This window comes from Paroceanicella profunda, from assembly GCF_005887635.2.
Taxonomy (GTDB): domain Bacteria; phylum Pseudomonadota; class Alphaproteobacteria; order Rhodobacterales; family Rhodobacteraceae; genus Paroceanicella; species Paroceanicella profunda.
Map to the genome: position 1 here is coordinate 1,610,845 of NZ_CP040818.1, position 23,976 is coordinate 1,634,820.

Sequence of the window (23,976 nt, forward strand, 5' to 3'; positions counted from 1 at the left end):
TGCGCGTCGCTAAAATGTTCTGAATAATTAGAGGCTTGCACCTTAAATGATGCAAGCCTCTGAAAATGCGGGACCGGTTCGGGAACCGGAGCCAAGCTCCGTGAAGGTGTCTCAGACCCGTGGGTCCCTTCAGTGTCCTTTCCCGGTCCGACTATATCTGCCTGAAAAGATTTGATCGGATGAGTTAAGAGTACTTAACCTAGCGTGAAAGTAGCGTGAAACACCTTGGGTTGAACGGGGAGTCAGCTTGCGCGCCCGGGCGTACGAAACCGAATTGGTTCAATTTGGTGCATGGTCCAGGGCGCGCCGGAACACTTCGGCATCGACATTGCCACCGGAAGCCACGGCAATGACCGAGTCGCCCTCGATTTTATCCCCGTGGAACAAGGCAGCGGCGAGGGCAACCGCCCCTCCGGGTTCCAGAACCAGCTTCATCCGAGACCAGGCCAACGCCACCGCGGTGAGCGCCTCCTCATCGCTCACCGCGAGTCCCGGTCCGCAATGGCGCGCCAGCAGCGGAAAGGTGATCTCGCCCGGGCTGGGCGTCAGGATCGCGTCGCAGATCGACCCGGAGAGCGCGGGATTCGCGAGTCGCTTCCCCGCGGCCAGCGACCGGGTGGCGTCGTCGAATCCCTCGGGCTCGCAGGGGCGCACGCGCAGGCCCGGCGCGCGGTCGGCCAGGGCCACCGCGATGCCGGAGGTGAGCCCGCCGCCGCCGCAGCACACCAGGACGTCGGCCGCGGTCACGCCCGCCTCCGCCGCCTGCTCGGCGATCTCCAGCCCGGCGGTGCCCTGCCCGGCGATCACCTGCGCGTCGTCGTAGGGGCGCACCAGGGTGAGGCCCCGCTCGGCGGAGATGGTGGCGCCGATCTCCTCCCGGCTCTCGGTGGCGCGGTCGTAGAGCACCACCTCGGCGCCCATGGCGCGGGTGTTGGCGATCTTCAGCGCCGGTGCGTCACGCGGCATGATGATCACCGCCGGCACGCCGAAGATCCGCGCCGCCCGGGCCACGCCCTGCGCGTGGTTGCCCGAGGAATAGGCCAGCACGCCGCGCGCGCGCAGGCCGGCGTCGAGCGACGACAGGCAGGACCAGGCGCCGCGGAACTTGAACGAGCCGGTGTGCTGCAGGCATTCGGCCTTCACGAACACCCGGCGCCCGGCGATCTCGTCGATCCAGTCGGAGGAAAGCAGGGGGGTGCGGCGGACCACCGGAGCGAGGCGCTCTGCGGCGGCTTCGATCATGGCGATGCTGGTCATTCTTCTGTCCTGTCATGGATGCGCGCCAGCAGGGCCGAGAGGGCCGCGCGGCTTGCGGGTTCGTCGAGAAAGGGAACATGGCCACGGTCGGCGATGCCGGCCAGGATCATGTCGGGGAAGCGGGCCTGCATGCGCGCGGCGGTCTCCGCCGTCAGCAGGTCGGAATTGGCGCCGCGCAGCAGGGCCAGCGGCAGGCCCTCCAGCAGGTCGAACAGCGGCCAGAGGTCGGGCAGCGGCCCGGCCTCGGCCTGGGCCAGCAGCGCGTCGCGCAGGCGGGGGTCATAGCGCAGCGCGACGCCGTCCGGGGTCTCGGTGAAGCCGCCCTCGGCCCAGACACGCCACTGCGCGGGGGGGACGCCGGGAAAGCGCGCCGCGTTCACCTCCGCCAGTCGGGCGGCCACGGCGTCGAGGTCGGGCAGGGCGGGGGCCACGCCCACATGCGGCATGATCGCGGCCAGGCCCTCCGGCGCCAGCTCCGGCCCGACATCCACCAGCGCCACGCCGCAGAGCCGGTCCGGCACGATGGCGGCCATCGCCATGGCGATGAGCCCGCCGCGCGAGGTGCCGATCACCGCCACCTGCGGCAGTTCGAGGTGGTCGATGAGCTCGATCGCGTCGCGGGTCTCGATGCGCACGTCGTAGTTCATGATGACCGGGTCATGGTCGGAGGCGCCGCGCCCGCGGGAATCGAGCCGGATGATGCGGGCCGCGTCGCCGAAGGCCGCGACGACCGGCTCGAAATCCGCGCTGTTGCGGGTGAGGCCGGCGAGGCAGAGCACGGGCAGGCCCGCGCCGGTGTCATGATAGGCGAGGCTCAGCCCGTCGGAGGTGGTGAAGCGGTGCTGTCCGGTCATGATCCTGTCGCGATTCCGGCTACGGTGGTGAGGTCGGGGGCGATGCTGTCGGGCCTCCAGGGCAGGCGGTCCACCGGCAGGCCGGAGCGGTTCACCCACAGGGTGCGGAAGCCGTAGCCGGCTGCCGCCGCCGCGTCCCAGCCGTTCGAGGACACGAAGAGCACGTCCCACGGCGGGCAGCCGAAGCAGCGCCCGACGAGATCGTAGACCGCCCGCGCCGGCTTGAACACGCCGGCATCTTCCACCGAGAGGACCGCGTCCAGATCCGCGCCGATGCCGGCGGAGGCCACCGCGTCGGCCAGCATCGCCGGCGCGCCGTTCGAGAGGATGGCGGTGCTGAGGCCGCGTGCCTTCAGCCCGGCCAGCATGTCGGGCACTTCCGGGTAGGCCTCCAGTTCGCGGTAGAGGTCCATCAGCCGGGCGGCGAGGCCGGGGTCCGGGCCCAGGCCGGCCTCCTCCATCGCGTAGTCGAGGGCCTCGCCCGTCACCTGCCAGAAGTCGGCATGGGCGCCGGTGACGGCACGCAGCCAGGAATATTGCAGCTGCTTGAGGCGCCAGGTCTCGGCCAGGCGGGGGGCGACGGCGGCGAGGGCCTCGCGCCCGGGCTCCGCGGCACAGGCACGGGCGGCAGCGGTCACGTCGAACAGGGTGCCGTAGGCGTCGAAGACGCAGGTGGTGACGGGCATGGCGGGAACCTCCGGTGGGCAGTGTTCGCGCTGGGCGCGCGCATGGCAAGCCTGCTCTGCGCCTGACGTGGCGACGCTCAGCCCAGAAGGTAGTGGAGCAGCACCGGCGAGCCGGTGATGCCGAAGGCCGCCAGCATCGCCATCCAGGCACCGGCGGTCCAGGCCGCCTCGACCCGGCGCATCGGGCGCTGCAGGGCCTCGATCTTCGGCATCTGCATGGCCGATTGCAGCCCGATCACCAGGATGAAGATGAGGAAGATATGGCCGGTGAGGGCCAGGCCCAGCCCGGCGAGGGCGGACATCGCCAGGGTCATGTTATGCGCGGCCTTCGGGGCGAAGGAATAGACCACCCGCCGCAGCACGTGCCCGCCGTCCAGCGGCCAGATCGGCAGCAGGTTGAAGAAGTTCAGCGCCGCGGTGAGCATGGTGAAGAGGTAGGCATAATGCCCCCCCGCGGGCCAGACGGGCGTGAGCAGCAGCTCCGCCAGGTGGCCGAGGGCCAGCAGCGCGAGGCAGATGCCCGGGCCCATCAGGCTGATGTAGGCGTCCTTGGCCTGCGAGGAGGGCAGCCGGTCGGAGATCGCCACGCCGCCGAGCAGCGGGATCAGCCGCAGCCGCGCGTCCGTGTGCCCGGCCACGCGGAAGGCCGCCACATGGCCGAACTCATGCACCAGGATCGACAGGATCAGCAGCAGGCCGATGGGGACGCCGAAGAAATACATCGCCGCGGCGATGGACAGGGTGCCGACCAGCGCGGAGGAGGGGGTGAGGTTCGGCGTCACCTGCCCGGCGGGCAGCCGCCATCCGCCGCGCAGCACCGCGTAGGTGAGCCAGAGGACCAGCACCGCCAGGCCGCAGGCCGCAGCCTGACCGGCTGTCATCCGGTGGGTCCGCCGATCAGCTCACGCGCGGCGGTGACGAGGGCGGCATTGTCCGGGGCGGGGCGTCCGTCGGGCAGGACGAGCACGTCCTCCAGCCCGATGCGGGTGTCGAGCCCGCGCTGCGCGGCGAGGCGCAGCATGTCCCAGGCGCAGGCCTCGAACCCGTGCAGCAGGATGGGGCGGCCAAGCTCCGCCGCCGCCAGCCGGTCGAGCATCGCGACCGCCTCCGCGGCGGCCTCTTCCGGGTCCTGCAACTCGATCTCGACCAGCACGCGCAGGCAGGCGCGGTGGCCGGGCAGGGCGAGGAAGCGGCGGGTGTCGGCCAGGGTGGCGAGGCCGGCCTCGATGCCCACCCCGCGCGAGGCGAGGGCTTCCATCGTGTCCGGCGCGTCCTGCTCGGAGAGGTTCACCGAGGCATAGTCCGGCAGCAGGTCCCAGGCGCGCAGGTGGTCGAGCCGCGCGGCGTCGCCGGGCGGGATCCAGGCACCGCTGCTCACGCCCACGGGCATGCCCGGCACCGCGGCGCGCACAGCGCGCAGGGCGGCGGAGACGTCCTCGGGCGCGAGGCTCTCGATGCCGTCGGGGCCGCGCGGGTGGATGTGGAGTTCCCCGGCGCCGGCGGCACGCACCGCGGCGGCGGCATCGGCCAGTTCGCCGGGGCTGCGGGGCAGCGCCGCATGCGCGCGCGCCTCACGGGCGCCATTGAGACAGGCCTGGAGCATGATCAGAGGTTTTCGGGCTGGGGCATGCCGATCGCGTGGTACCCGCCATCGACGAAGATGATCTCGCCGGTGGTGCAGGCCCCGAGGTCGGACGCGAGGTAGAGGGCGGCGCCGCCCACGGAATCGAGCGAGGCGTTGGAGCGGAGCGGGGCGTTCTGTTCCACCTGGCGGTAGACCTTGCGCGCGCCGCCGATGGCCGAGCCCGCGAGGGTGCGCATCGGGCCGGGGCTGATCGCGTTCACCCGGATGCCGTCGGGGCCGAGATCATTGGCAAGGTAGCGCACTGAACTTTCCAGCGCCGCCTTGGCCACGCCCATCACGTTGTAGTTCGGCATCACGCGCTGGGCGCCGAGGTAGGTGAGGGTGATCACGCTGCCGCCCGGGCGCATCAGCGGCGCCGCGCGGCGGGTGATGTCCACCAGGCTGTAGCAGGAGATGTCGAGCGAATTCAGGAAGTTGGTGCGGGTGGTGTTGAGGAACCGCCCGCTGAGCTCGGTCTTGTCCGAATAGGCGATGGCGTGGATGAGGAAGTCCATCTGCCCCCAGTCCGCCGCCAGCCGCTCGAACAGGCTCTCCAGCGAGGCGGAGTCCTGCACGTCGGCGGGCAGCAGATGGGTGGCGTTCACGCTTTCGGCCAGCGGTTGTACCCGGCGCCCGAAGGACTCGCCCTGATAGGTGAAGGCCAGTTCCGCGCCGTGGGCATGCAGGGTGCGCGCGACTCCCCAGGCGATGGAGTGGTCGTTGGCGACACCCATGACAAGCCCGCGCTTGCCCTTCATCAGGTCGGACATGTGTTCATTCATCCCTGAGGCGGCTGAACAGGAGGCTCGCATTGGTCCCCCCGAAGCCGAAACTGTTGCTCATGACGGTCTCGAGACCGGCGTTGTCGACCCGGGAGGTGGCGATCTCCTCGGGGTTCAGCGCGGGGTCGAGCGTGTCGACATTGGCGGAGGCGGCGATGAAGTCGTTTTCCAGCATCAGCAGCGAGTAGATCACTTCCTGCGCGCCGGTGGCGCCCTGGGAGTGCCCGGTCAGCGACTTGGTGGAGCTGATCGGCGGCTGGCTCTTGCCGGCGAAGACCCGGCGCACCGCTTCCACTTCCGTGACGTCACCCACCGGGGTGGAGGTTCCGTGGGCGTTGATGTAGCCCACCTCGCGGTCCTGCGGCAGGGTGGAGAGGGCCATGCGCATGCAGCGCTCGCCGCCCTCGCCGGAGGGGGCGACCATGTCATGGCCGTCCGAGGTGGCGGCATAGCCGGTAAGCTCGGCGTAGATCTTCGCGCCGCGCGCCTTCGCGTGCTCGTATTCCTCCAGCACCACGATGCCGCCGCCGCCGGAGATCACGAAGCCGTCGCGGTTCACGTCGAAGGCGCGGGAGGCCTTCTCGGGCGTGTCGTTGAACTTGGAGCTCATGGCGCCCATGGCGTCGAACAGGCAGGACAGGGTCCAGTCCAGCTCCTCGCCGCCGCCGGCGAACATCACGTCCTGCTTGCCCCACTGGATCTGCTCCGCCGCGTTGCCGATGCAATGCGCGGAGGTGGAGCAGGCCGAGGTGATGGAATAGTTGATGCCCTTGATGCGGAAGGGCGTGGCCAGGCAGGCCGACACGGTGGAGGACATGCCGCGCGTCACCATGAACGGCCCCATCCGCTTGGGGCTGTTGTTCTTCAGCACGATCTGGTGCGCCTCGAACAGGTTGCGCGTGGACGGGCCGCCGGAGCCGACGATGAGCCCGGTGCGCTCGTTCGAGATGTCGGAGTCTTCCAGCCCGGCATCCGCGATCGCCTGTTTCATCGCGATGTAGCTGTAGGCCGCCCCGTCCCCCATGAAGCGCAGCTGGCGCTTCTCGATGTGTTCGGCCACATCGATGTCCGGTTTGCCATGCACCTGGCTGCGGAACCCGCGCTCGGCGTATTCCGGGGCGAAGCTGATGCCGGACTTGCCCTCGCGCAGCGAGGTGATGACATCGTCCTTCGAAGTGCCGATCGACGACACGATACCAAGACCGGTTACGACGACCCGCCGCATGAGCATATCCTTCCTTCGTGCCGGGCTGATTTTCAGGCCGGGCTTTCCTCACCATCCTTGAACAGACCGACACGCATGTCGGTCGTGGTGTAGATGGTCTGGCCGTCCGCTTCCATCAACCCGTCGGCGATGCCGAGCTTGAGTTTACGGTCGATGACGCGCTTCATGTTGACGGTATAGCGGATGAGCCTCACGTCCGGCGTGACCATGCCGGAAAACTTCACCTCGCCCACGCCCAGGGCGCGGCCGCGGCCCGGCATGCCCAGCCAGCCGAGGAAGAAGCCGGTGATCTGCCACAATGCGTCGAGCCCGAGGCACCCGGGCATCACCGGGTCGCCGATGAAGTGGCACTTGAAGAACCACAGGTCGGAATTCACGTCGAATTCCGCCACGACCTGGCCCTTGTCATAGGCGCCGCCCGTTTCGGTTATGCTGGTCACGCGGTCCATCATGAGCATGGGGGGCGCGGGGAGCTGCGCATTCCCCGGGCCGAAGAGATCTCCGCGCGCACAGCGCATCAACTCTTCATAGTCATAGCTGCTCGGCCGTGACATACCTTCTCCTTCGTCGCAGGGCGGCATTTGTTGCTCTCGTTTCCCTATCACCGTGCCCGCAACAGGTGCAAGCGCGATGGGTGCGCCCAAAAGGGACTCGATTTTCCTGCCATGAACGGGTTAGTGTGCGTAGCTGATGACTAGCAAGGGACAAAACCAAGCCGTGAAATCCAGGGGCAGCGCAGCAGGGCGTGAGGCGAAGTCGCGCGTGGACGCATGGCTGTCGCGGGGCGGGCTGCGCCCGACACGTCAGCGCAAGATGCTGGCCAGCCTGCTGGTGGGAGACGGGAATCATCGTCATGTCACGGCCGAAAGCCTGCACGAGGCCGCCCAGTGCAGCCCCGAGCCGGTGTCGCTTGCCACGGTTTACAACACGCTGAAGGCCTTCACGGACGCGGGCCTGCTCACCGAGGTGATGGTGCACGGCGCCCGGTCCTACTTCGACACCCGCATCGATGACCATCCGCACTATTTCTGGGAAGACCAGGACAGCCTGACCGATGCGCCCGCCGACGCGGTGCGCTTCGCCTCGCTGCCCGACGCGCCCCCGGGCACCGAGATCGCCAAGGTCGACGTGGTGATCCGCCTGCGCCGCACCGGGGGCTGACAGGGGCCGCGCGCCCGGGGGGACCCGGCCGCCGCATGTCCTTCCCTGTCCGGGCGACCCGCGGTGATGATGCGTCTCCGCCCCCCCCCCTTTCGGACATGCCGGACGCGCGGAACTGCCGCAGGCCGCGTGCGCTCTGCCGGTCCGAGGCAGGCATGCGCCCCGAAGGCGCAGCCAGAACCGGAGCCCGGAGCTGCGGCAAGGGGGCTGTTTCCGGCAGACATCCCGAACACGCCCAGCGAAAGCGCAGCCCGGGCCCGCCGCGCGACGCCGGACATCCGGCCCGGAGCGGGCTGCGTCCGCGTGGCGCGGGGCGAAACCGGCATGCGATGCGGGGCCGGGCAGGCGTGAGGCCGGAAGGCGCGGGACGGGGCCAAGCCTGCGGCCGGGCAGGCGCAGGGCCGGAAGGCGGGGCGGGACAAGCCTGGGGCCAGGCAGGCGTGGGGCCGGGATGCGCGGGACAGGGACAAGCCTGGGGCCGGGACAGGCGCGGGGCGGGCTGCGATCCCCGGCCGGGAGGGCGCAAACCGGGCGCGGATCGATGCCGGCCGGAGGCCCGTCGCCTGCGCGCCATGCGCCCGCCGCCCTGCTGTCGCCTGCGGTGCGCGTGGCCTCCGCCGCGGTGTCGGCGAGCAGGGTGTGCGCGCAGGGCCGGGGGGTGATCACCGCCCGCGGCGGCCGGGGAACCGCTCAGTCCAGGTCGATCTCGGTGTCGTCCACGCCCCAGATGTCATCCTTGCGCACCCAGCCCTCATAGCCGTTGGCGTCGATCTGGCACCAGAGCGCCTTGCAGGATTCCAGGTCGCCGATCACACCCTGCTTGGCCACCGCCACCGGCAGGCTGTTGTCGGAGGCAAGTTCGTGCAGCATGGTCTCCGGCGCGCGGACGACGACGGTGCGCGCGCCGCGCAGCAGGGTGTAGTGCACCCAGCCGCCGGTGCCGTCGGCGTCCACCACCTTGCGCCAGTTGTCGAACTCCGCCACCACCTTCAGCGGCATGTGGCGGCGCTTGAAGATCCAGTCCACCCGGTGGTCCAGCCCGGGGCCACGGCGCGCGTTGGCCTCGGTCTTCAGGCTCACGAACCGCGGCAGGGGCATGTGGGTGACGGGGCCGATGGTGGTGGGCACGGTCTCGGCCAGCGTGGCGCCCGCCACGCCGATCAGAAGCACCGCTGCAAGGATGCGCATGCTGGAGATCATCAGAGCCTGCCCGTTCCGTTGCGGCATTTTTCGGGTTTATCTGCCGCTGCGGGCAGACTAGCACTATTGGAGGCGGGGTGCATCCCCGTTTTGAACCAGAGACATGTCCGGCCCACGGACCAGATTGCCCGAGGAAACCCCTATGCCCGCGCACAGCCCGAAGGTCATCGTCACCCGCCGCCTGCCGGAGCCGGTCGAGGCGCGCATGCGCGAACTCTTCGACGTGGAGATCAACGAGACGGACGAGCCCTTCACCCGCGAACGCATGGCCGATGCGCTGGGGAGGGCCGACATCCTGGTGCCCACAGTGACCGACCGGATCGACAAGGGCCTGCTGGCCCAGGCCGGGCCGGACCTGCGGCTGATCGCCTCCTACGGCTCTGGCTTCGACCACGTGGACGTGGCCACCGCGCTGGCGCGCAACATCCTCGTCACCAACACCCCCGGTGTGCTGACCGAGGACACCGCCGACATGACCATGGCGCTCATCCTCGCCGTGCCGCGGCGGGTGAAGGAGGGCATGGCCCAGATGCAGGAGGGGGACTGGCCGGGCTGGTCGCCCATGGCGCTGATGGGCAACCGGGTGGGGGGCAAGAAGCTCGGCATCCTCGGCATGGGGCGGATCGGCACCGCGGTGGCGCGCCGGGCGAAGGGCTTCGGCCTCGAGGTCCACTACCACAACCGCCGCCGGGTGCGCCCGGAGGTGGAGGAGGCCGTGGGCGCCACCTGGTGGGAGAGCCTCGACCAGATGCTGGCGCGCATCGACATCCTGTCGGTGAACTGCCCGCACACGCCGGGCACCTTCCACCTGCTCAACGCCCGGCGGCTGAAGCTGATGAAGCCCACGGCGGTGGTGGTGAACACCTCGCGCGGCGAGGTTATCGACGAGAATGCCCTCACCCGCATGCTGCGCGCCGGAGAGCTGGCCGGCGCCGGGCTCGACGTGTTCGAGCGCGAACCGGCGGTGAACCCGCGCCTGCTCGGCCTGCCCAACGTGATGCTGCTGCCGCACATGGGCTCGGCCACCATCGAGGGCCGGGTGGAGATGGGCGAGAAGGTGATCATCAACATCAAGACCTTCGTGGACGGCCACCGCCCGCCCGACCAGGTCCTCCCCTCCATGCTCTGAGCCCGCCGCCGGGGCCCGGCCGGGGAACGCCCGCCTCGCCGAGGGGGCTTTCGCCCCCGCAGCTCCGCAGGCGTGGCGAAGGCCTCTCCGGGCCTCCGCCGGCCAGCGTCCCGTCCGGGCCTCTTCTCCATCGGCCGCCGTACCGGCCAGACGCAGTCCGGCGCTTCGCCGAAGGGGGCTCGATGCCCCCGAGGTGAAGGGCTCCGCCGGTCAGGGGGCGGCGGGCAGCAGGCGCCGCCTCCGGTCCGTGGGTGATCCGCGTGTCCCGCGCGCGCGGGGGCCCGCTGCCCGTTGGGCCCGGGTTCCGCAGTGCCCGCCTCGCGATCTACCGTGAGCGCCCGTCGGACGCCTCCTAAGCGGACACTGTCGTCCCGCGCGAGGTCACCTCCCCCATGGCGCGTCCTCGGCCGGCTTCCTGTCCGGAGCCGGGCGGGGGGGTCGGCTGAGGGCGGCTGGTTCCCGTCCGGAGGCGGATGGGAGTTGTGGCTGAGGACGGCCGGTGCCCTTCGGGAGACAGGTGAGAGTTGTGGCTGGGGACGACCGGTGCCCGTCCGGAGACAGGCGGGAGTTGTGGCTGAGGGCGGCTGATGCCCGTCCGGAGCAGGGTGAGAGTTTCGGCTGAAGGCGACCGGTGTCCGTCCGGAGACGGACGGGAGTTGCGGCTGAGGGCCACAATGCTTCCGGGGCGGGGTGCCGGACGCATGTGACCGTTCGGCAGGTGGTGTCGTGGCCGAGGGAGAGGTTCGGGCGCGTGCCCTGACGCGTGCCTGACGTGCGGACGGAGTGCCTGCCGCCGGGCAGGGTCTGTGCCGCGGCGCCTCAGCCCGCCGCGCCGCGGCCCTGGCAGTCCGGGCAGTCCGGGGTGGCATGGAGGGTGAGGACGCGGGTGTCGGCGAAGAGCGAGTCCCACAGCAGCAGCCGGCCGCGCAGGGTTTCGCCCGCCCCGGTGAGGTGCTTGATCGCCTCGCCGGCCATCATCGCGCCCATGGTGCCGGCGAGCGCGCCCATGATGCCGGCCTCGGCGCAGGAGGGGGCCAGGCCCGGCGCCGGGGCTTCGGGGAAGACGCAGCGGTAGCACGGTCCGCCGAGATGTGGCGCGAAGAGCGAGATCTGCCCCTCCCACTGGGTCATCGCCGCCGCCACCAGCGCGACTCCCTCGGCCACGCAGGCCGCGTTCACCGCGTAGCGCGTGGCGAAACTGTCGGAGCCGTCAAGCACGAGATCATGGCCGCGGATCAGCTCACGGGCGTTGTCCGGGGTGAGGCGCAGGGGCAGGCCGGTGACCTCCACGTTCGGGTTCACCGCCGCCAGCCGGGCCGCCGCGCTGTCGATCTTGCGCGCGCCGACATGGGCGGTGTCGTGCAGCACCTGCCGCTGGAGGTTGGAGAGCGACACCGTGTCGTCATCGATGAGCGTGATCCGCCCCACCCCGGCAGCGGCGAGATAGAGCAGCGCCGGCGAGCCCAGCCCGCCCGCGCCCAGCACCAGCACCCGCGCCGCCTTCAGCCGGGCCTGGCCCGGGCCGCCCACCTCGCGCAGCACGATGTGGCGGGCGTAGCGCTCAAGTTCCTCGGGTGAAAAGCTCATTGAAAGTCCAGAATTGCGTCCGTATGGGCCTTGAGATCCGGCTTCACCCCGTGCCCCATATGGCAAAGTATAAGCCTGACGCCCTCTCTTCTGGCGAACTTAAATGCAGGAATGAAGTCGCTATCTCCTGTCACAACGACAATTGTTTGAACAAGGCCCCGGAGGGAGAGTCGTGCGATGTCCAGGCCGATGCGAAGGTCAACACCCTTTTGTTCTATGTTCGGTTGGAAATCTTCTGAGGTCAATTGGCGATCAGAGAGATTTTTTTCGTTCATTACTTTTCGGGTTAGTCTCCAGCCATTCGAGCTTGTTTCTCCGAGTCTCAAGGATATGTCGTCCTTAAGTTCCAGAGATTGCAGGAATGCCATGTTCCGTCGATGAACTTCTGTCTCGCCTAGATTGAGGACTGCGCCTGATACGGGATTCTTTAATTTACCTGTCGCAGGGTGAGCGTCGTAGTAGTAAATTCTAAGAAGCTCATAGTCCTTAAGAATTTCTTTATATCTTATTTTATTGCAAGCTTCAACGACATCATCCGCGTTTGGGTTTCTATTTATGATTCCGTGAAGCTTACGGCTAAAGAAAGCACCATCTATGAGGATCGAATACCTGTGAGACATTCTGTTCGACTCCGCCCCGTCGCGACCCGAGGGCACTTTGATAAAAGCGAGGGAGCGGAGTCTGAACTTAAGTGCCCCGCGCGATTTCGCGGGGCGACGGCGACCCGTTCCGGATCGCCTAAGCTATTATATGGGAAAGCATGAAGGAAGTGTAAGAGTCAACTTTGCCACACCTGCCGGCAACAGTGAGTCGGTTGAGTCACAGCCCGTCGAACAGCGCGGTGGAGAGGTAGCGCTCGGCGAAGCTGGGCAGGATGACCACGATGCGCTTGCCCTTCATGTCCGGGCGCGAGGCGACCTCGAGCGCCGCGGCCACCGCGGCGCCGGAGGAGATGCCCACCGGGATGCCCTCCTGCGAAGCGAGCTTGCGGGCGGTCTCGAAGGCGGTTTCGTTGCCGATGGTGAGCACCTCGTCGATCAGCGCGCGGTCCAGGATGCCGGGCACGAAGCCCGCGCCGATGCCCTGGATCTTGTGCGGCCCGGGCTGGCCGCCGGAGAGGACCGGGCTGTCCTCCGGCTCCACCGCGATCACCTTCACGTCCGGGTTGCGCGCCTTCAGCACCCGCCCCACGCCGGTGATGGTGCCGCCGGTGCCCACGCCGGAGATGAAGGCATCGACCCGGCCCTCGGTGTCGGCCCAGATCTCCTCGGCCGTCGTCGCCTCGTGGATGGCGGGGTTCGCGGGGTTCTCGAACTGCTGGGGGATGATCGCGCCGGGGATCCCGGCGGCCAGTTCCTCGGCCCGGGCGATGGCGCCCTTCATGCCCTTCGCCGCCTCGGTAAGCTCCAGCTCGGCTCCCAGAAGCGCGAGCATCTTGCGCCGCTCCACCGACATGCTCTCGGGCATGCACAGTATCAGCCGGTAGCCGCGCGCCGCGGCCACGAAGGCCAGCGCGATCCCGGTGTTGCCCGAGGTGGGCTCGATGATGGTGCCGCCCGGCTTCAGGTGGCCGTCGCGCTCCAGCGCCGCGATCATCGAGACGCCGATACGGTCCTTCACGGAGCTGATCGGGTTGAAGAATTCCAGCTTCACCAGGATCTCGGCGCCGGTCTCGGCCCCGATGCGCTTCAGGCGCACCAGCGGCGTGCCGCCGATGGTTTCGGTGATGCTGTCGTAGATCCGGCCGCGCGGCTGCGAGGTGATCATGGTGTCCTCCTGATCGTTCAGATCGTGAAATCGGTGGTCGTTTCGCCGGCCCGGCGGATGCCCTGGCGCTGTGCCTCCAGGCACAGGTCCTCCATGGTCACGGCGTCGAGCTTCTCCAGCAGGGTCTCCTGCGCCTCGCGCCAGATCGGGCCGATCACCTTCTCGCCCAGCTCGGCGGAAGAGGCGGTGTCGTCGTCCTCCGCCTCCATCCGGCTGACGACGCGGACGATCTCGCCCAGGCTCACGCGGCGGCGCTCCCGGGCCAGCGTATACCCGCCGCGCGGCCCGCGCACCCCCTTCAGGATGCCCTCGCGCACGAGCTGCTGGAGCACCTGTTCGAGGTAGCGCGCCGGGATGCCCTGGCGCTCGGTGATGTCGCGCGACTGCACCGGGTTCGGGCGCGCGTTGAAGGCCACGTCGAGCACGGCCTCCAGGGCGAGGGCGGTCTTGCGGGAGAGGCGGAGCATGGCGGGAGCTGTCCTCACTGTCCGGTGGAGCCGAAGCCGCCGGCGCCGCGCGCGGTGTCGTCGAGGCTCTCCACCTCGACCCAGGCGCAGCGCGACACGGGCGCCAGCACCGCCTGGGCGATGCGGTCGCCGTGGGCGACGGGGAAGGGCTCGGTTCCGTGGTTGATCATCAGCACGCCGAGCTCGCCGCGATAGTCGCTGTCGATCGTGCCGGGGGAATTGGGCATGGAGATGCCGTGCTTGAGCGCGAGGCCGGAGCGCGGCCGTACCTGCAGCTCGTAGCCCGGCGGGATGGCGAGGCGGAAGCCGGTGGGCACCACCGCGCGGGCCCCGGGCGCGAGGCTCATCGGCGTGGCGAGGCAGGCGCGCAGGTCCATGCCGGCCGCGCCCGCGGTCTCGTAGGCGGGCAGGGGCAGGTCATGCTCCCCGATGCGGGTGATCCGGACGGGCACGGGCGAAGTCATGCGAGCTCCTCGGCGATGCGCTGGGCGAGGCGTCGGGCCACCATGTCCTTGGCCATGCGCGGCCAGGTCTCGGCGCCCTCGGCGGTGATGAGGGTGACGGCGTTCTCGGTGCCGCCCATGATGCCGGTCTCGGGCCGCACGTCATTGGCGAGGATCCAGTCGCAGCCCTTGCGGGCGCGCTTGGCGGTGGCATGGGCGGTGACATCGTCGGTCTCGGCGGCGAAGCCCACCACGAGGCGCGGGCGCCCCTCGGTGAGCTTGCTCACGGTGGCGAGGATGTCGGGGTTCTCGGCGAATTCGAGCACCGGCAGGGCGCCATCGGCGGTCTTCTTCATCTTGGACGGGCGCTCGGAGGCCATGCGCCAGTCCGCCACCGCGGCGGCGAAGACGGCCGCATCCGCCGGCAGGGCGGCGGTGACGGCGTCGAGCATCTGGCGCGCGGTCTCCACCTCCACCACGCGCACGCCCTCGGGGCGCTTCGCGGCGGCGGGGCCGGTGATGAAGGTGACGGAGGCGCCGAGGGCGGCGAGGGCGCGCGCCAGCGCCGTGCCCTGCGCCCCGGAGGAGCGGTTGGCGATGTAGCGCACCGGGTCGATCGGCTCATGGGTGGGGCCGGAGGTGACCAGAACGTGCCGGCCGGCCAGCGGCCCGGCGGTGAGCGCGGCCGTCACCGCGTCGCGGATGGCGGCGGGCTCGGCCATGCGGCCGGGGCCGTATTCGCCGCAGGCCATGTCGCCGTCATCCGGCCCCACGGTGAGGATGCCGTCGGCCGCGAGGGTGGCGAGGTTGCGCTGCGTGGCGGGGTGGGTCCACATCCGCACGTTCATGGCGGGCGCGATGAGCACGCGCTTGTCCGTGGCCATCAGCAGGGTGGTGGCGAGGTCATCGGCATGGCCGCCGGCCATCTTGGCCATCAGGTCGGCCGTGGCGGGGGCGACGACCACGAGGTCGGCGGCGCGGGAGAGCTGGATATGGCCCATCTCCGCCTCGTCCGTGAGGTCGAAGATGTTGCGGTAGACCTTCGTGCCGGCGATGGCCGAGACGGTGAGCGGGGTGACGAAATGCTCCGCCGCCGCCGTCAGCACGCAGGTCACCGAAGCGCCGGCCTTGTTCAGCAGCCGGATGAGCTCGATCGATTTGTACGCCGCGATGCCGCCGCCGATGACGAGCAGGACACGTTTGCCGGAAAGCATGGTATTCTCCACCCGGATGCGGGAAAGCAATTTTTTACCGCGGTGAGACTGTAATAACTCCGCCGGGGGCGTTCAAGGGTCACTCGTCCCGAAACGCGGCGCAGGGGTCCGGGCGGGCCACGGCGCGGGAGACGAAGAGGCGGGAGAACGGGGTGTCCTCGGAGAGGCTCTCGGTGGAGTCCACCCCGTCGGGCACGCCCTCGCGCTCGGACTGGCCGATGGTCTCCATCGTCAGCCACGGGCGCCGGGCATGCAGGAAGGCGGGGGCGCCGGTGTCGTTGCGCACATGGCCGTTGCCCGCGATCACCAGCACCGGGGTTCCGGCCTCGTCCAGCGCGCGCTCGGTGGCCGCGGCGATGGCCGCGTCGCGCAGGCGCTGGGCCTTGACCATGCCGGACAGGGCCTCCGGCGGCAGGGCGTTGCAATGGGCCTGCTGCAGCTCGGCCTCACGGGCCTCCTCCTCCTCCGGGTCGAGGGGGCTGTCGAGGTCATAGCCCTGCGCGCCGGGCCCGAGCGCCAGCCCTTCGGAGCCGGGGTTGGCGAGGATGGCGCGCAGCGTCTCGCGCGACACTTCGGCGCCGTAGATGCGGGCCTGCGGCGCGGCCTCCAGGATCGGGGCGTAATAGGCGAAATCCGGCCAGCCGGAAGTGTCCCAGTGCAGCGCCCCGGCGATCTCCTCGCGCGTGGCGCCCTCCTCGCGCAGGGTGCGCAGCTCCTCCTCCGCGTCGCGGGGGATCATCTCGAACACGATCGCCTTCGGGTCGATCGCCGCGGCGAAGCCGGCCTGCATGCGGTGGTGGGCGGCATTGTCATGCACCTCGCCGACGAAGGTGACGTCCGCCGTGTGGCGCACCGGGGTGCAGGCGGCCAGCGCGAGGGCGAGGCCGGCACCGGCCAGGACGCCCGGGGGCCGGCGGCTGAGGGGAAGTGGCAGTGTCATGCGGCCCCCGCGGTGGCAGGCGTGAAAGGGATCTCGGGCGTCGGGGCCCGGACACGGCCCCGGGGGCGGAGCATAGCGCCTCGCGCAAAAGAGGAAAGACGCCCTTGGGGAAGGGCGCCTTTCCGGGGGTCGGGGCTGCAGGGTGGGGGAGACAGCCCCGGGGGAACGACGGTCAGGCCGCGACGACGAACTGCTGCGCCGCGTTGCCGGTGCGCGCTTCGAGGCTCTTGCGCAGCTTGCGCAGCGCCTGCGCCTCAAGCTGGCGCACGCGCTCCTTGGAGAGGCCCAGCTCCACGCCGAGACTGTCGAGGGTGCGGGGTTCGTCGGCCAGCTTGCGGGCGGCGATGATCAGGCGCTCACGCTCGGTGAGGGTCTTGAAGGCTTCGGAGAGCCAGCCGCGCATCCGGTCGTTGTCGGCGCGGCGGCCGACGATCTCGGAGGCCTGCGGACCCTCGTCCTCAAGCGTTTCCACCCATTCGCGGCCCTCTTCGCCGGCCTGCAGCGCATTGAGCGAGAAGTCGGAACCCGAGAGCCGGGCCTCCATCATCTCCACGTCGCGCAGCGGAACCCCGATGGTGGTGGCGATCTGCTCGCGCATGCTGGCCCCGTCCTGTGCGCCTTCGCGCTCCAGCTTGGCGCGGATGCGGCGGAGGTTGAAGAACAGCGCCTTCTGGGAGGAGGTGGACCCGGTGCGCACCAGCGACCAGTTCCGCATCACGTAATCCTGGATGGAGGCCTTGATCCACCACACGGCGTAGGTGGAGAAGCGCACGCCCCGGTCGGGGTCGAACTTCGCCGCCGCCTTCATCAGGCCCACGATGGCTTCCTGGGTGAGGTCGTTCATCGAGCCGCCGTAGCGGCGGTATTTCGCGGCCATGGAGATGGCGAGGCGGACATAAGCGTTCACCAGGCGGTGAAGGGCTGCCTCATCCTGTTCGTCACGCCAGCGCCGGGCCAGTTCAAGCTCGGTCTCCGCGTCGAGCATTTCGGCCCGCATGGCTCGTCTGGCCACCGGTGCCGGGGTTCGCTCGCCAAAGGCGTGATCTAGGGCCATGAGGGTACCTCCGCTCCTGCAAGCCCGGGCTGCGCGGCTCCGGGCTTTCCTCTGTGCTTCAGGATTGCTACGCACGAGCAGGGTGAAAAGTTCGCGCGGAAGGTGTAGGAAACTGTGTGTTTCTCAAATGGAAACTTTCGACGGGCCCTGATCCTGGGCGGCGCGCGCTCGGGAAAATCCCGTTTTGCCGAGGAAATGGTGCGCCAGACCGGCCTGCCAAGGGTGTATATTGCCACGGCGCAGGCCTTCGACGGCGAGATGGCCGCGCGCATCGCCATGCACCGTGAGGACCGCGGCCCGGACTGGGAGACGCTGGAGGCCCCCGAGGCACTGGCGGCCACTCTCGCGGAGGTGGAGCCGGGCCGGGCGGTTCTGGTGGATTGCCTCACGCTCTGGCTGTCGAACCTGATGCTGGCGGGGCGCGATATCGCCGCCGGAACGGAGGCGCTGCTCGCGGTGCTCGCGGAGGTGCCGGGGCCGGTGGTGCTGGTGTCCAACGAACTGGGCATGGGCCTGGTGCCGGAGACCGCGCTGGGCCGGACCTTCCGCGATGCGCAGGGGCGGCTGAACCAGCAGGTGGCGGCGGCGGCGGACCGGGTGGTCTTCGTGGCCGCCGGGCTGCCGCTGGTGCTCAAGGGGGGCGGCTGATGCGCTTCTGGTGGCTGCGCCACGGGCCCACGGGCGTGGCCCGGGCCATCGGCCACACCGATGTTCCGGCCACCTTTCCCGACACCGCCGCGCTGGAGCGGTTGCGCGCCGCGCTGCCGGCGGGGGCGGCCCTGGTGTCCTCCGACCTGCGCCGCGCGCGCCAGACGGCCGGGCGCCTGGGCCTCGACGGCCCGCGCCTGCCGGACATGCCCGCCTTGCGCGAGCTGGACTTCGGCCGCTGGGAGGACCGCAGCTTCGCCGAGATCGACCTGAGCGAGCCGGAGGCCTCCCGCACCTTCTGGACTTGCCCCGGCCCCACGCCCGCGCCGGGCGGCGAGAGCTGGGATGACCTCTGCGCCCGTGTCGGCGGTGCCGTCTCTGTGCTGGAGGCCGCGGCGCCGGCGGAGGATCTCGTGATCGTCGCCCATGCCGGCAGCATCCGCGCCGCGCTGGCGCTGGCGCTCGGCCTCGGCGCCGAACGGGCCTTTGCCTTCCGCATCGACCCGCTGTCGCTCACCCGCATCGATCGCCTGGGCAGCGCTTGGGCGGTGGACCGGGTGAACGTTCGCCCCTGAAGCGGCGCCCCTGACCGCCGGCCCTCTCCCCCCGGCGCTGCCGCCCGACACTGCCCCCCCCGACACTGACCCCCGACGCTGAGCCCGGGCACTGACCCCCCCCGGCACTGCCCCCCAGCATTGTGACCCCACCCGGCACTGTTCCCCCGGGCGCTGGTCGCCCGGACTGCGGCCGAGCCCGGCGCCCCGAGCCGGAACGCGGTGCACCGCGCGGTGTGCCGGGCTGCCGCGGCCCGTGGCCTGCGGAGGCGGCCAAGCCGGCGGCCCCGTGCGCCGCAAAGGTTTCGGGCCGGGGACGCTGCGTGCCGCCGCCGGACGCGGAGCCGGTGGCAGGGTCGATGTCGGCCCTGCGCCCGCGCTGCTCCCGCGCCCGTGCCGCGCGCCTCGTCCCGGCACCTTGGCAGCGCGCGCCGCCCCAACCCGCTGCATCCAGTCGACCGGAGCCGCTCGCCAGCCACACGGGCGGGAGAAGGGGTCGTGCCCGGCGGGGCGCACGGGTCCGCGGAACGGGAGCTGCCGCGTGGTTCCCCGGCCCACGCCGCCCTGCGAGGGCCCGCGCCGCCCGGGGGCCGCTTTCCCATCGCTGCCGGTGATGAGACGGCGCAGGAATGATGATTTCCCCCATGCGCCGGGCTGGCGCAGGATGCGGTGAGGAGGTGCCATCATGGATTACACGCTCGCCATCGGCGACAGGACGTATTCGAGCTGGTCGCTGCGCGGCTGGTTGCTGTTCGCGCGGTTCGGCCTGCCGGTGCAGGTGGTGTCCGCGCGGCTTTACACGCCCGGGTTCGCGCAGATGCTGGAGGGCTTTGCCCCGGCGCGGCTGGTGCCGGTGATGCGCGGGCCGGAGGGCACGGTGTGGGACAGCCTGGCGATGGCGGAGACCCTGGCCGAGGCCTTCCCCGACGCCGGGCACTGGCCGCGGGACAGGCGCGCCCGGGCGATGGCCCGGTCGCTCGCCGCGGAGATGCACTCCGGCTTCACGGCCCTGCGCGCCGCCTGCCCGATGAACCTCGCGGAGGCGGTGAGCGGCTTCGTGCCCGACGGCGGCGTGCTGGCCGACCTTTCCCGGCTGGAAACGCTCTGGGCCGCGGCGGGCGCGGCCACGGGCCGGAGCGAGGGAGAGTGGCTGTTCGGCGATTATTCCGTGGCCGATGCCTTCTTCGCCCCGGTTGCGGCGCGGGTCGCCACTTACGGCCTGCCGGTCACCCCGGAGGCGCGCGCCTACGTGGACAGGTACCTCGCCGACGGTGCCTTCCGGCGCTGGCGGGCGATGGGCCGGGCCGCGGACCCGGTGCAGGAGCGCTATGGCACCGGCCTGCCGGAACGGCCCTGGCCCGGCCCGGTTCCGCTTCCCGCCGAAGCGGTGACCGGCGAGACGCCGCTGAACGAGACCTGCCCCTATTCCGGAAAGCCCGTGGTTCCCGAGGCGCTTGCGCGGATCGACGGTCAGGTGATCGGCTTCTGCAACACCTTCTGCCGGGACAAGACCGTGGCGGATCCGGAAGCATGGCCGGAGGCGATGCAACTGCTCGGCCGCTGAGCCCGGCCCCGGGGGCGCGCCTCACCCGGGGCGCCCCCCGGCAGTGGCGCTCCCACGGGCCTGACCGGCCCCCGGAACGCAGGCCTTCTTGTGCCCCGTGGCCAGGGGGCGGATGATGGTCGCACCATGCTTGCCGGACCCGATGTCGCCCGCGACACATCCCGGAGCCGGAGCCGGAGCCGGAGCCGGAACCGGAACCGGAACCGGAGCTGGAGTGGACGCCGACGCCGGGGGGCTCCACACCGGTTCCGGGGGCCGGCCTCGATCCGGCGGCAGCTCCGAGGGCCCTCTCGCGCGGGCGAGGGGCCGGCCCCTCTGCCTGGCGCATGGCTGCCATCCCGCGAGTTCCTCTTGCGCCCCGGATGCGTCGCAGCCACGGTATGGCCCCTGCCATTTTCCAGTTCCGGGAGAACAGCCTGATGACCAAACCCCGCGGCGTGCTCGCGCTTCAGACCATCGCCATGCCGGCCGACACCAACGCGAACGGCGACATCTTCGGCGGCTGGCTGATGGCCCAGATGGACCTCGGCGCCTCCGTCGTGGCGCGTACCCGGGCGCGGGGCCGGGTGGCCACCGTCGCGGTGGAGGCAATGACCTTCCACAAGCCGGTGCATGTGGGCGACGTGGTGTCGATCTACTCCGACATGGAACATGAGGGCACCACCTCGATGCGCATCCATGTGGAGGTCTGGGTCACCCGCCAGCCCTCCGGCGAGAGCATGCGCATGACCCAGGCGGATTTCACCTTCGTGGCCACCGACGAGACCGGCGGCAAGCGCAAGCTTCCGTGAGCGCGGGGCGCGGGGCTTGACCGGGGCCCGCCACGCCACGCCAACTGGCGTGACCGAGCCAGCCAGGAGCCCGCGCCCATGACGACCTCCGCAGACATCATCGCCGCCCGACTGCACGCGGCCGGCGTGCGCCACGCCTTCGGCCTGCCCGGAGGCGAGGTGGTGGCGCTGATCGAGGCGCTGGAACGGGCGGGCATCCGCTTTGTGCTCGCGCGCCACGAGAACGCCGCCGGTTTCATGGCCGAGGGCGCCTGGCACGGCAGCGGCGCGCCGGCGGTTCTGGTCGCCACCGTGGGGCCGGGCATGGCCAATTGCGTGAACGTCACCGCGAATGCGCAGCAGGACCGGGTGCCGCTCATCGTGCTCACCGGCCGCATCCCGGAGGCCGAGGCGCTGGGCTTCTCCCACCAGGTGCTGGACCAGCAGGCCGTGCTGCGCCCGCTGGTCAAGGCCAGCTTCGAGGCGCGGGAGGGGGCCTGCGACCTGCTCATCGACAAGGCGCTCGCCATCGCGACGGACGCGGTGCCCGGCCCGGTGCACATCGACCTGCCCATCCCCGTGGCCACGGCGCCGCATGCGCCGGACCGGCAGGTCCGGCGGGCGCGCCCGGCCCCGGCCGCCCCCGCGGAGGGCGCCGCGCTGGAGGCGGCGCGGGCCGCCTTCGCGGCCGCCGCGCGCCCGGTGATCCTGGCCGGAATGGGGCTGCTGGAAAGCCCCGGCGGCGCGGCCCGGCTGCGCGAGACCGCTGAGCGCTTCGGCATCCCGGTGCTCACCACCTACAAGGCGAAGGGGCTGCTGGACGAATCCGGCCCGCTGGCGCTGGGGGGGCACGGGCTCTCGCCGCGCTCCGACGCGATCGTCCTGCCGCTGCTGGCGCGCGCGGACCTGGTGATCGCCTGCGGCTATGATCCGATCGAGATGCGCGCCGGCTGGCGCCAGCCCTGGGACCCGGCGCGCTGCATCGCCTTCGCCGCCGCGCCGGACACCCAGTACATGCACGGCGCCGACCTCGCCTGGGTGTGCGACCCGGCGGCAGGGCTCGCCAGCCTCATCCGCGACGCTGCGCCGAAGCCGCTCTGGCCGGACCGCGCGCCGGACCAGGCGCGCGCAGCCCTTGCCGCGGCCTTCGCGCCCGGGCAGGGCTGGGGCCCGGCCGCGGCGTTCCACGCCATCGCCGCCGCCCGGCCGGAGGGCTGCGTCACCGCCGTGGACACCGGCGCGCACCGCATCCTTCTCAGCCAGATCCTCGCCTGCGCCGCGCCGCGAACCCTGCTGCAATCCACCGGCCTGTGCACCATGGGCTGCGCGCTGCCGCTGGCGATGGGCCACAGGCTGGCCCGGCCGGACGTGCCGGCGCTGGTGGTGACCGGGGATGGTGCGCTGGACATGATCCTGGGCGAGCTCGCGACGCTGCGCGACCTTGCCCTCCCGATCCCGGTGGTGGTGATGGTCGACGGGTCACTGGCGCTGATCGAGATGAAGCAGCGCGCCGACGGCCGCCCCAACGCAGGGGTGGATTTCGGCGTGACCGACTACGCCGCCGTCGCCGGCGCGCTGGGCCTCGCGGGCCAGACGGTCTCGGACGCGGCGGCGCTGGGCGCGGCGCTGGACGAGGCGTTCCGCCGCGACGGGCCCTCCGTCATCGCGGTGCAGATCCCGCGACAGGCCTACGACGGGCGGATCTGAACGCGGACACCCTCCGTGGCACAGTTCGCCAGCCCTCGGGGGCTCCCCCACCGGTACGGCCGCCAATCGCCCGGCCACGCCCTCCTGCGCCGGGCGCGGGAACCGGCAAGCCACGGCTCCGGCATCCCAGTGTGCGGGCGGGCTGGCGGGGGGCGGACGAGAGACGGAAGGCGCGGTCTGCCGTGGGCGCGGGGGCCAGCGGGCCACGGCTCCGGCATTCCAGCGAGCGGGCAGGCTGGCGGGGTGCGCATGGGAGACGGAAGGGGCGGTCTGCCGAGTGCGCGGGAGCCAGCGGGCCATGGCTCCGGCATTCCAGTGTGCGGGCAGGCTGGTGGAATGCGCATGGGAGACGGAAGGGGCGGTTTGCCGTGGGCGCGGGAGCCAGGGGGCCACAGCTCCGGCGTACCAGTCGCGGGCGGGCTGGTGGAATGCGGACGGGAGACGGAAGAGGCGGTCTTCGCCGCAGGGCCGGTGCGCGGGCGCGACTGGCGGTGCCTCGGGCCGGCGGTCCGCCGCCGCGCCGGGGGCCGGGAATGGGGGGCGACAGCGGGTGCGGAGCCGACAGTGCGCCCACGGCGGGGATGGCCGCCGTGGGAAGGAGTGGTGATCCGCCCTGCGGAAGACCCGCCGGGGCGGGAAGACCCCCTGCGGACGGGCCGCAAGGGGGGAGAGGGTCGGTCCTGCGGACGGGCCGCAGGGGGGCGGGTCAGCCCTGCGGGCAGGCTGCGCCGGTGTCGATCCAGGCGCGCATCAGGGTGCCGAGCTGCTCCTGCGTGCCCGGGGCGGGGGCGCGGCCTTCGCCGGGGTGCCATGCCCAGCCGACGAGGCTGTCCTGCGCCATGTGCTCGTAGAGATCCTCCAGGTTGCGGCCGCCGTTGCGCTCCGGGTCCTTGATCTGCACGCAGATATCGGCGAGCGACACGCCCTGCCAGCCCATGGAGACCGGGGCGAGGTGCCAGGCCTCATGGCCGGGGATCGAGCTTTTGCCGTCCGGGAAGGTGACGTTCTCCACCCCGTGACAGGTGTTGCAGGACATTCCGGGCGCGCCCATGTCGGCCTCGCCGCGCACCACGGGCGGGATGTGGGTGTGCAGGTCGTCGCCCTGGGTCGGGCCGCCGGTGACCGGGTGGCAGTTCATGCAGCGCGGGCTTTCGATGACCTTGCCGATCTCGCCGAAGAGGGCGGCGGAGCGCGCGGCCTCGTCGGTGATGCCGGCGAAGGCCTCCGGGGCCTGCAGCGTCTCCGCCGCGCTGTCCTGCGCGGCGGCGGCCAGGGGGGCCATGAGGACGGGCAGCAGGAGAGCGGCACGCGCGGCGCGCGTGAAGAGTGTCGTGGTCATGGTG

Annotated in this window: 25 protein-coding genes; 7 read left to right on the forward strand and 18 right to left on the reverse strand. The window is 71.0% G+C overall.

Translation table 11 applies throughout. From position 1 onward, the window contains the following. Window positions 1–279 precede the first annotated feature (279 nt). The 8 genes from FDP22_RS07230 to fabA form a co-directional block, all read right to left on the reverse strand. On the reverse strand, window positions 280–1,257 hold the full coding sequence (locus FDP22_RS07230) for a threonine ammonia-lyase (RefSeq protein ID WP_138572349.1): 978 nt from the start codon (window positions 1,255–1,257) through the stop codon (window positions 280–282). After that, window positions 1,254–2,111 (reverse strand): alpha/beta fold hydrolase, encoded by an 858-nt coding sequence (locus FDP22_RS07235; protein ID WP_138572348.1) that lies wholly within the window; start codon window positions 2,109–2,111, stop codon window positions 1,254–1,256. The genes FDP22_RS07230 and FDP22_RS07235 overlap by 4 nt, the downstream gene beginning before the upstream one ends. After that, entirely contained in the window at window positions 2,108–2,797 is a 690-nt protein-coding gene (locus FDP22_RS07240; protein ID WP_138572347.1) for a haloacid dehalogenase type II, read from the reverse strand. The genes FDP22_RS07235 and FDP22_RS07240 overlap by 4 nt, the downstream gene beginning before the upstream one ends. A 77-nt stretch (window positions 2,798–2,874) precedes the next feature. Further along, window positions 2,875–3,678, reverse strand: coding sequence for a metalloprotease (locus FDP22_RS07245; RefSeq protein WP_138572346.1), 804 nt, complete (start codon window positions 3,676–3,678; stop codon window positions 2,875–2,877). Then, window positions 3,675–4,400 carry a 3-keto-5-aminohexanoate cleavage protein gene (locus FDP22_RS07250; protein WP_138572345.1) on the reverse strand — a complete coding sequence of 242 codons (726 nt, stop codon included), beginning with the start codon at window positions 4,398–4,400 and terminating at the stop codon, window positions 3,675–3,677. Before FDP22_RS07250 ends, FDP22_RS07245 begins: the two co-directional genes overlap by 4 nt. A gap of 2 nt (window positions 4,401–4,402) precedes the next feature. After that, window positions 4,403–5,191, reverse strand: a complete 789-nt coding sequence (locus FDP22_RS07255; RefSeq protein WP_138572344.1) for an enoyl-ACP reductase FabI — start codon at window positions 5,189–5,191, stop codon at window positions 4,403–4,405. Between the two features lie 4 nt (window positions 5,192–5,195). After that, window positions 5,196–6,428, reverse strand: coding sequence for a beta-ketoacyl-ACP synthase I (gene fabB / locus FDP22_RS07260; protein ID WP_138572343.1), 1,233 nt, complete (start codon window positions 6,426–6,428; stop codon window positions 5,196–5,198). A 32-nt stretch (window positions 6,429–6,460) separates the two neighbouring features. Then, the gene (gene fabA / locus FDP22_RS07265; protein ID WP_138572342.1) at window positions 6,461–6,982 is read right to left on the reverse strand and encodes a 3-hydroxyacyl-[acyl-carrier-protein] dehydratase FabA; all 522 of its coding nucleotides are present in this window, start codon (window positions 6,980–6,982) and stop codon (window positions 6,461–6,463) included. Between the two features lie 136 nt (window positions 6,983–7,118). Here fabA and irr point away from each other — a divergent pair, with 136 nt between their 5' ends. Then, window positions 7,119–7,589 carry a Fur family transcriptional regulator Irr gene (gene irr / locus FDP22_RS07270; protein WP_138572341.1) on the forward strand — a complete coding sequence of 157 codons (471 nt, stop codon included), beginning with the start codon at window positions 7,119–7,121 and terminating at the stop codon, window positions 7,587–7,589. Between the two features lie 690 nt (window positions 7,590–8,279). Here irr and FDP22_RS07275 read toward each other — a convergent pair. Next, window positions 8,280–8,777 carry an SH3 domain-containing protein gene (locus FDP22_RS07275; protein ID WP_138572340.1) on the reverse strand — a complete coding sequence of 166 codons (498 nt, stop codon included), beginning with the start codon at window positions 8,775–8,777 and terminating at the stop codon, window positions 8,280–8,282. Between the two features lie 154 nt (window positions 8,778–8,931). On the opposite strand from FDP22_RS07275, the gene FDP22_RS07280 reads away from it, so the two are divergent. Beyond that, entirely contained in the window at window positions 8,932–9,918 is a 987-nt protein-coding gene (locus FDP22_RS07280; RefSeq protein ID WP_138572339.1) for a 2-hydroxyacid dehydrogenase, read from the forward strand. An 819-nt stretch (window positions 9,919–10,737) separates the two neighbouring features. Here the strand turns inward: FDP22_RS07280 and FDP22_RS07285 are convergent. The 8 genes from FDP22_RS07285 to FDP22_RS07320 all read right to left on the reverse strand — a co-directional run bounded on the left by FDP22_RS07285 (window position 10,738) and on the right by FDP22_RS07320 (window position 17,390). Then, window positions 10,738–11,505: a HesA/MoeB/ThiF family protein gene (locus tag FDP22_RS07285; protein ID WP_138572338.1), complete on the reverse strand. Its 768-nt coding sequence runs from the start codon at window positions 11,503–11,505 to the stop codon at window positions 10,738–10,740. Continuing rightward, window positions 11,502–12,125: an NYN domain-containing protein gene (locus FDP22_RS07290; RefSeq protein ID WP_138572337.1), complete on the reverse strand. Its 624-nt coding sequence runs from the start codon at window positions 12,123–12,125 to the stop codon at window positions 11,502–11,504. Before FDP22_RS07290 ends, FDP22_RS07285 begins: the two co-directional genes overlap by 4 nt. Before the next feature lie 199 nt (window positions 12,126–12,324). Continuing rightward, window positions 12,325–13,272, reverse strand: a complete 948-nt coding sequence (cysK, locus tag FDP22_RS07295; RefSeq protein ID WP_138572336.1) for a cysteine synthase A — start codon at window positions 13,270–13,272, stop codon at window positions 12,325–12,327. Window positions 13,273–13,289: 17 nt separating this feature from the next. Beyond that, on the reverse strand, window positions 13,290–13,739 hold the full coding sequence (locus tag FDP22_RS07300) for an RrF2 family transcriptional regulator (RefSeq protein WP_138572335.1): 450 nt from the start codon (window positions 13,737–13,739) through the stop codon (window positions 13,290–13,292). Window positions 13,740–13,753: 14 nt separating this feature from the next. Then, window positions 13,754–14,203, reverse strand: a complete 450-nt coding sequence (gene dut, locus FDP22_RS07305; RefSeq protein WP_138572334.1) for a dUTP diphosphatase — start codon at window positions 14,201–14,203, stop codon at window positions 13,754–13,756. After that, complete coding sequence (gene coaBC / locus FDP22_RS07310; protein ID WP_138572333.1) at window positions 14,200–15,396, reverse strand: bifunctional phosphopantothenoylcysteine decarboxylase/phosphopantothenate--cysteine ligase CoaBC; 1,197 nt, start codon at window positions 15,394–15,396, stop codon at window positions 14,200–14,202. Before coaBC ends, dut begins: the two co-directional genes overlap by 4 nt. Window positions 15,397–15,475: 79 nt before the next feature. After that, window positions 15,476–16,336 carry a ChaN family lipoprotein gene (locus FDP22_RS07315; RefSeq protein ID WP_138572332.1) on the reverse strand — a complete coding sequence of 287 codons (861 nt, stop codon included), beginning with the start codon at window positions 16,334–16,336 and terminating at the stop codon, window positions 15,476–15,478. A 172-nt stretch (window positions 16,337–16,508) separates the two neighbouring features. Next, window positions 16,509–17,390: an RNA polymerase factor sigma-32 gene (locus tag FDP22_RS07320; RefSeq protein ID WP_138572331.1), complete on the reverse strand. Its 882-nt coding sequence runs from the start codon at window positions 17,388–17,390 to the stop codon at window positions 16,509–16,511. 195 nt (window positions 17,391–17,585) lie between these two features. Here FDP22_RS07320 and cobU point away from each other — a divergent pair, with 195 nt between their 5' ends. From cobU to FDP22_RS07345, 5 genes are all read left to right on the forward strand, one after another. Further along, window positions 17,586–18,038 (forward strand): bifunctional adenosylcobinamide kinase/adenosylcobinamide-phosphate guanylyltransferase, encoded by a 453-nt coding sequence (gene cobU / locus FDP22_RS07325; RefSeq protein ID WP_239031893.1) that lies wholly within the window; start codon window positions 17,586–17,588, stop codon window positions 18,036–18,038. After that, a complete protein-coding gene (locus FDP22_RS07330; RefSeq protein ID WP_239031894.1) occupies window positions 18,038–18,613 on the forward strand; it encodes a histidine phosphatase family protein in 576 nt (191 codons plus the stop codon). Before cobU ends, FDP22_RS07330 begins: the two co-directional genes overlap by 1 nt. A 664-nt stretch (window positions 18,614–19,277) precedes the next feature. Then, window positions 19,278–20,156, forward strand: coding sequence for a glutathione S-transferase family protein (locus FDP22_RS07335; protein ID WP_138572329.1), 879 nt, complete (start codon window positions 19,278–19,280; stop codon window positions 20,154–20,156). Between the two features lie 419 nt (window positions 20,157–20,575). Next, complete coding sequence (locus tag FDP22_RS07340; RefSeq protein ID WP_170317621.1) at window positions 20,576–20,947, forward strand: acyl-CoA thioesterase; 372 nt, start codon at window positions 20,576–20,578, stop codon at window positions 20,945–20,947. A 78-nt stretch (window positions 20,948–21,025) separates the two neighbouring features. Next, window positions 21,026–22,633, forward strand: coding sequence for a thiamine pyrophosphate-binding protein (locus tag FDP22_RS07345; RefSeq protein ID WP_138572328.1), 1,608 nt, complete (start codon window positions 21,026–21,028; stop codon window positions 22,631–22,633). Between the two features lie 706 nt (window positions 22,634–23,339). Here the strand turns inward: FDP22_RS07345 and FDP22_RS07350 are convergent. After that, window positions 23,340–23,972: an Isoquinoline 1-oxidoreductase subunit gene (locus FDP22_RS07350; RefSeq protein ID WP_138572327.1), complete on the reverse strand. Its 633-nt coding sequence runs from the start codon at window positions 23,970–23,972 to the stop codon at window positions 23,340–23,342. Window positions 23,973–23,976 lie beyond the last annotated feature (4 nt).

Coding starts and splice junctions, on each gene's coding strand:
- FDP22_RS07230 (WP_138572349.1), bottom strand. CDS start 1,257: ATGACCAGCATCGCCATGATCGAAGCCGCCGCAGAGCGCCTCGCTCCG.
- FDP22_RS07235 (WP_138572348.1), bottom strand. CDS start 2,111: ATGACCGGACAGCACCGCTTCACCACCTCCGACGGGCTGAGCCTCGCC.
- FDP22_RS07240 (WP_138572347.1), bottom strand. CDS start 2,797: ATGCCCGTCACCACCTGCGTCTTCGACGCCTACGGCACCCTGTTCGAC.
- FDP22_RS07245 (WP_138572346.1), bottom strand. CDS start 3,678: ATGACAGCCGGTCAGGCTGCGGCCTGCGGCCTGGCGGTGCTGGTCCTC.
- FDP22_RS07250 (WP_138572345.1), bottom strand. CDS start 4,400: ATGCTCCAGGCCTGTCTCAATGGCGCCCGTGAGGCGCGCGCGCATGCG.
- FDP22_RS07255 (WP_138572344.1), bottom strand. CDS start 5,191: ATGTCCGACCTGATGAAGGGCAAGCGCGGGCTTGTCATGGGTGTCGCC.
- fabB (WP_138572343.1), bottom strand. CDS start 6,428: ATGCGGCGGGTCGTCGTAACCGGTCTTGGTATCGTGTCGTCGATCGGC.
- fabA (WP_138572342.1), bottom strand. CDS start 6,982: ATGTCACGGCCGAGCAGCTATGACTATGAAGAGTTGATGCGCTGTGCG.
- irr (WP_138572341.1), top strand. CDS start 7,119: ATGACTAGCAAGGGACAAAACCAAGCCGTGAAATCCAGGGGCAGCGCA.
- FDP22_RS07275 (WP_138572340.1), bottom strand. CDS start 8,777: ATGCGCATCCTTGCAGCGGTGCTTCTGATCGGCGTGGCGGGCGCCACG.
- FDP22_RS07280 (WP_138572339.1), top strand. CDS start 8,932: ATGCCCGCGCACAGCCCGAAGGTCATCGTCACCCGCCGCCTGCCGGAG.
- FDP22_RS07285 (WP_138572338.1), bottom strand. CDS start 11,505: ATGAGCTTTTCACCCGAGGAACTTGAGCGCTACGCCCGCCACATCGTG.
- FDP22_RS07290 (WP_138572337.1), bottom strand. CDS start 12,125: ATGTCTCACAGGTATTCGATCCTCATAGATGGTGCTTTCTTTAGCCGT.
- cysK (WP_138572336.1), bottom strand. CDS start 13,272: ATGATCACCTCGCAGCCGCGCGGCCGGATCTACGACAGCATCACCGAA.
- FDP22_RS07300 (WP_138572335.1), bottom strand. CDS start 13,739: ATGCTCCGCCTCTCCCGCAAGACCGCCCTCGCCCTGGAGGCCGTGCTC.
- dut (WP_138572334.1), bottom strand. CDS start 14,203: ATGACTTCGCCCGTGCCCGTCCGGATCACCCGCATCGGGGAGCATGAC.
- coaBC (WP_138572333.1), bottom strand. CDS start 15,396: ATGCTTTCCGGCAAACGTGTCCTGCTCGTCATCGGCGGCGGCATCGCG.
- FDP22_RS07315 (WP_138572332.1), bottom strand. CDS start 16,336: ATGACACTGCCACTTCCCCTCAGCCGCCGGCCCCCGGGCGTCCTGGCC.
- FDP22_RS07320 (WP_138572331.1), bottom strand. CDS start 17,390: ATGGCCCTAGATCACGCCTTTGGCGAGCGAACCCCGGCACCGGTGGCC.
- cobU (WP_239031893.1), top strand. CDS start 17,586: ATGGTGCGCCAGACCGGCCTGCCAAGGGTGTATATTGCCACGGCGCAG.
- FDP22_RS07330 (WP_239031894.1), top strand. CDS start 18,038: ATGCGCTTCTGGTGGCTGCGCCACGGGCCCACGGGCGTGGCCCGGGCC.
- FDP22_RS07335 (WP_138572329.1), top strand. CDS start 19,278: ATGGATTACACGCTCGCCATCGGCGACAGGACGTATTCGAGCTGGTCG.
- FDP22_RS07340 (WP_170317621.1), top strand. CDS start 20,576: ATGACCAAACCCCGCGGCGTGCTCGCGCTTCAGACCATCGCCATGCCG.
- FDP22_RS07345 (WP_138572328.1), top strand. CDS start 21,026: ATGACGACCTCCGCAGACATCATCGCCGCCCGACTGCACGCGGCCGGC.
- FDP22_RS07350 (WP_138572327.1), bottom strand. CDS start 23,972: ATGACCACGACACTCTTCACGCGCGCCGCGCGTGCCGCTCTCCTGCTG.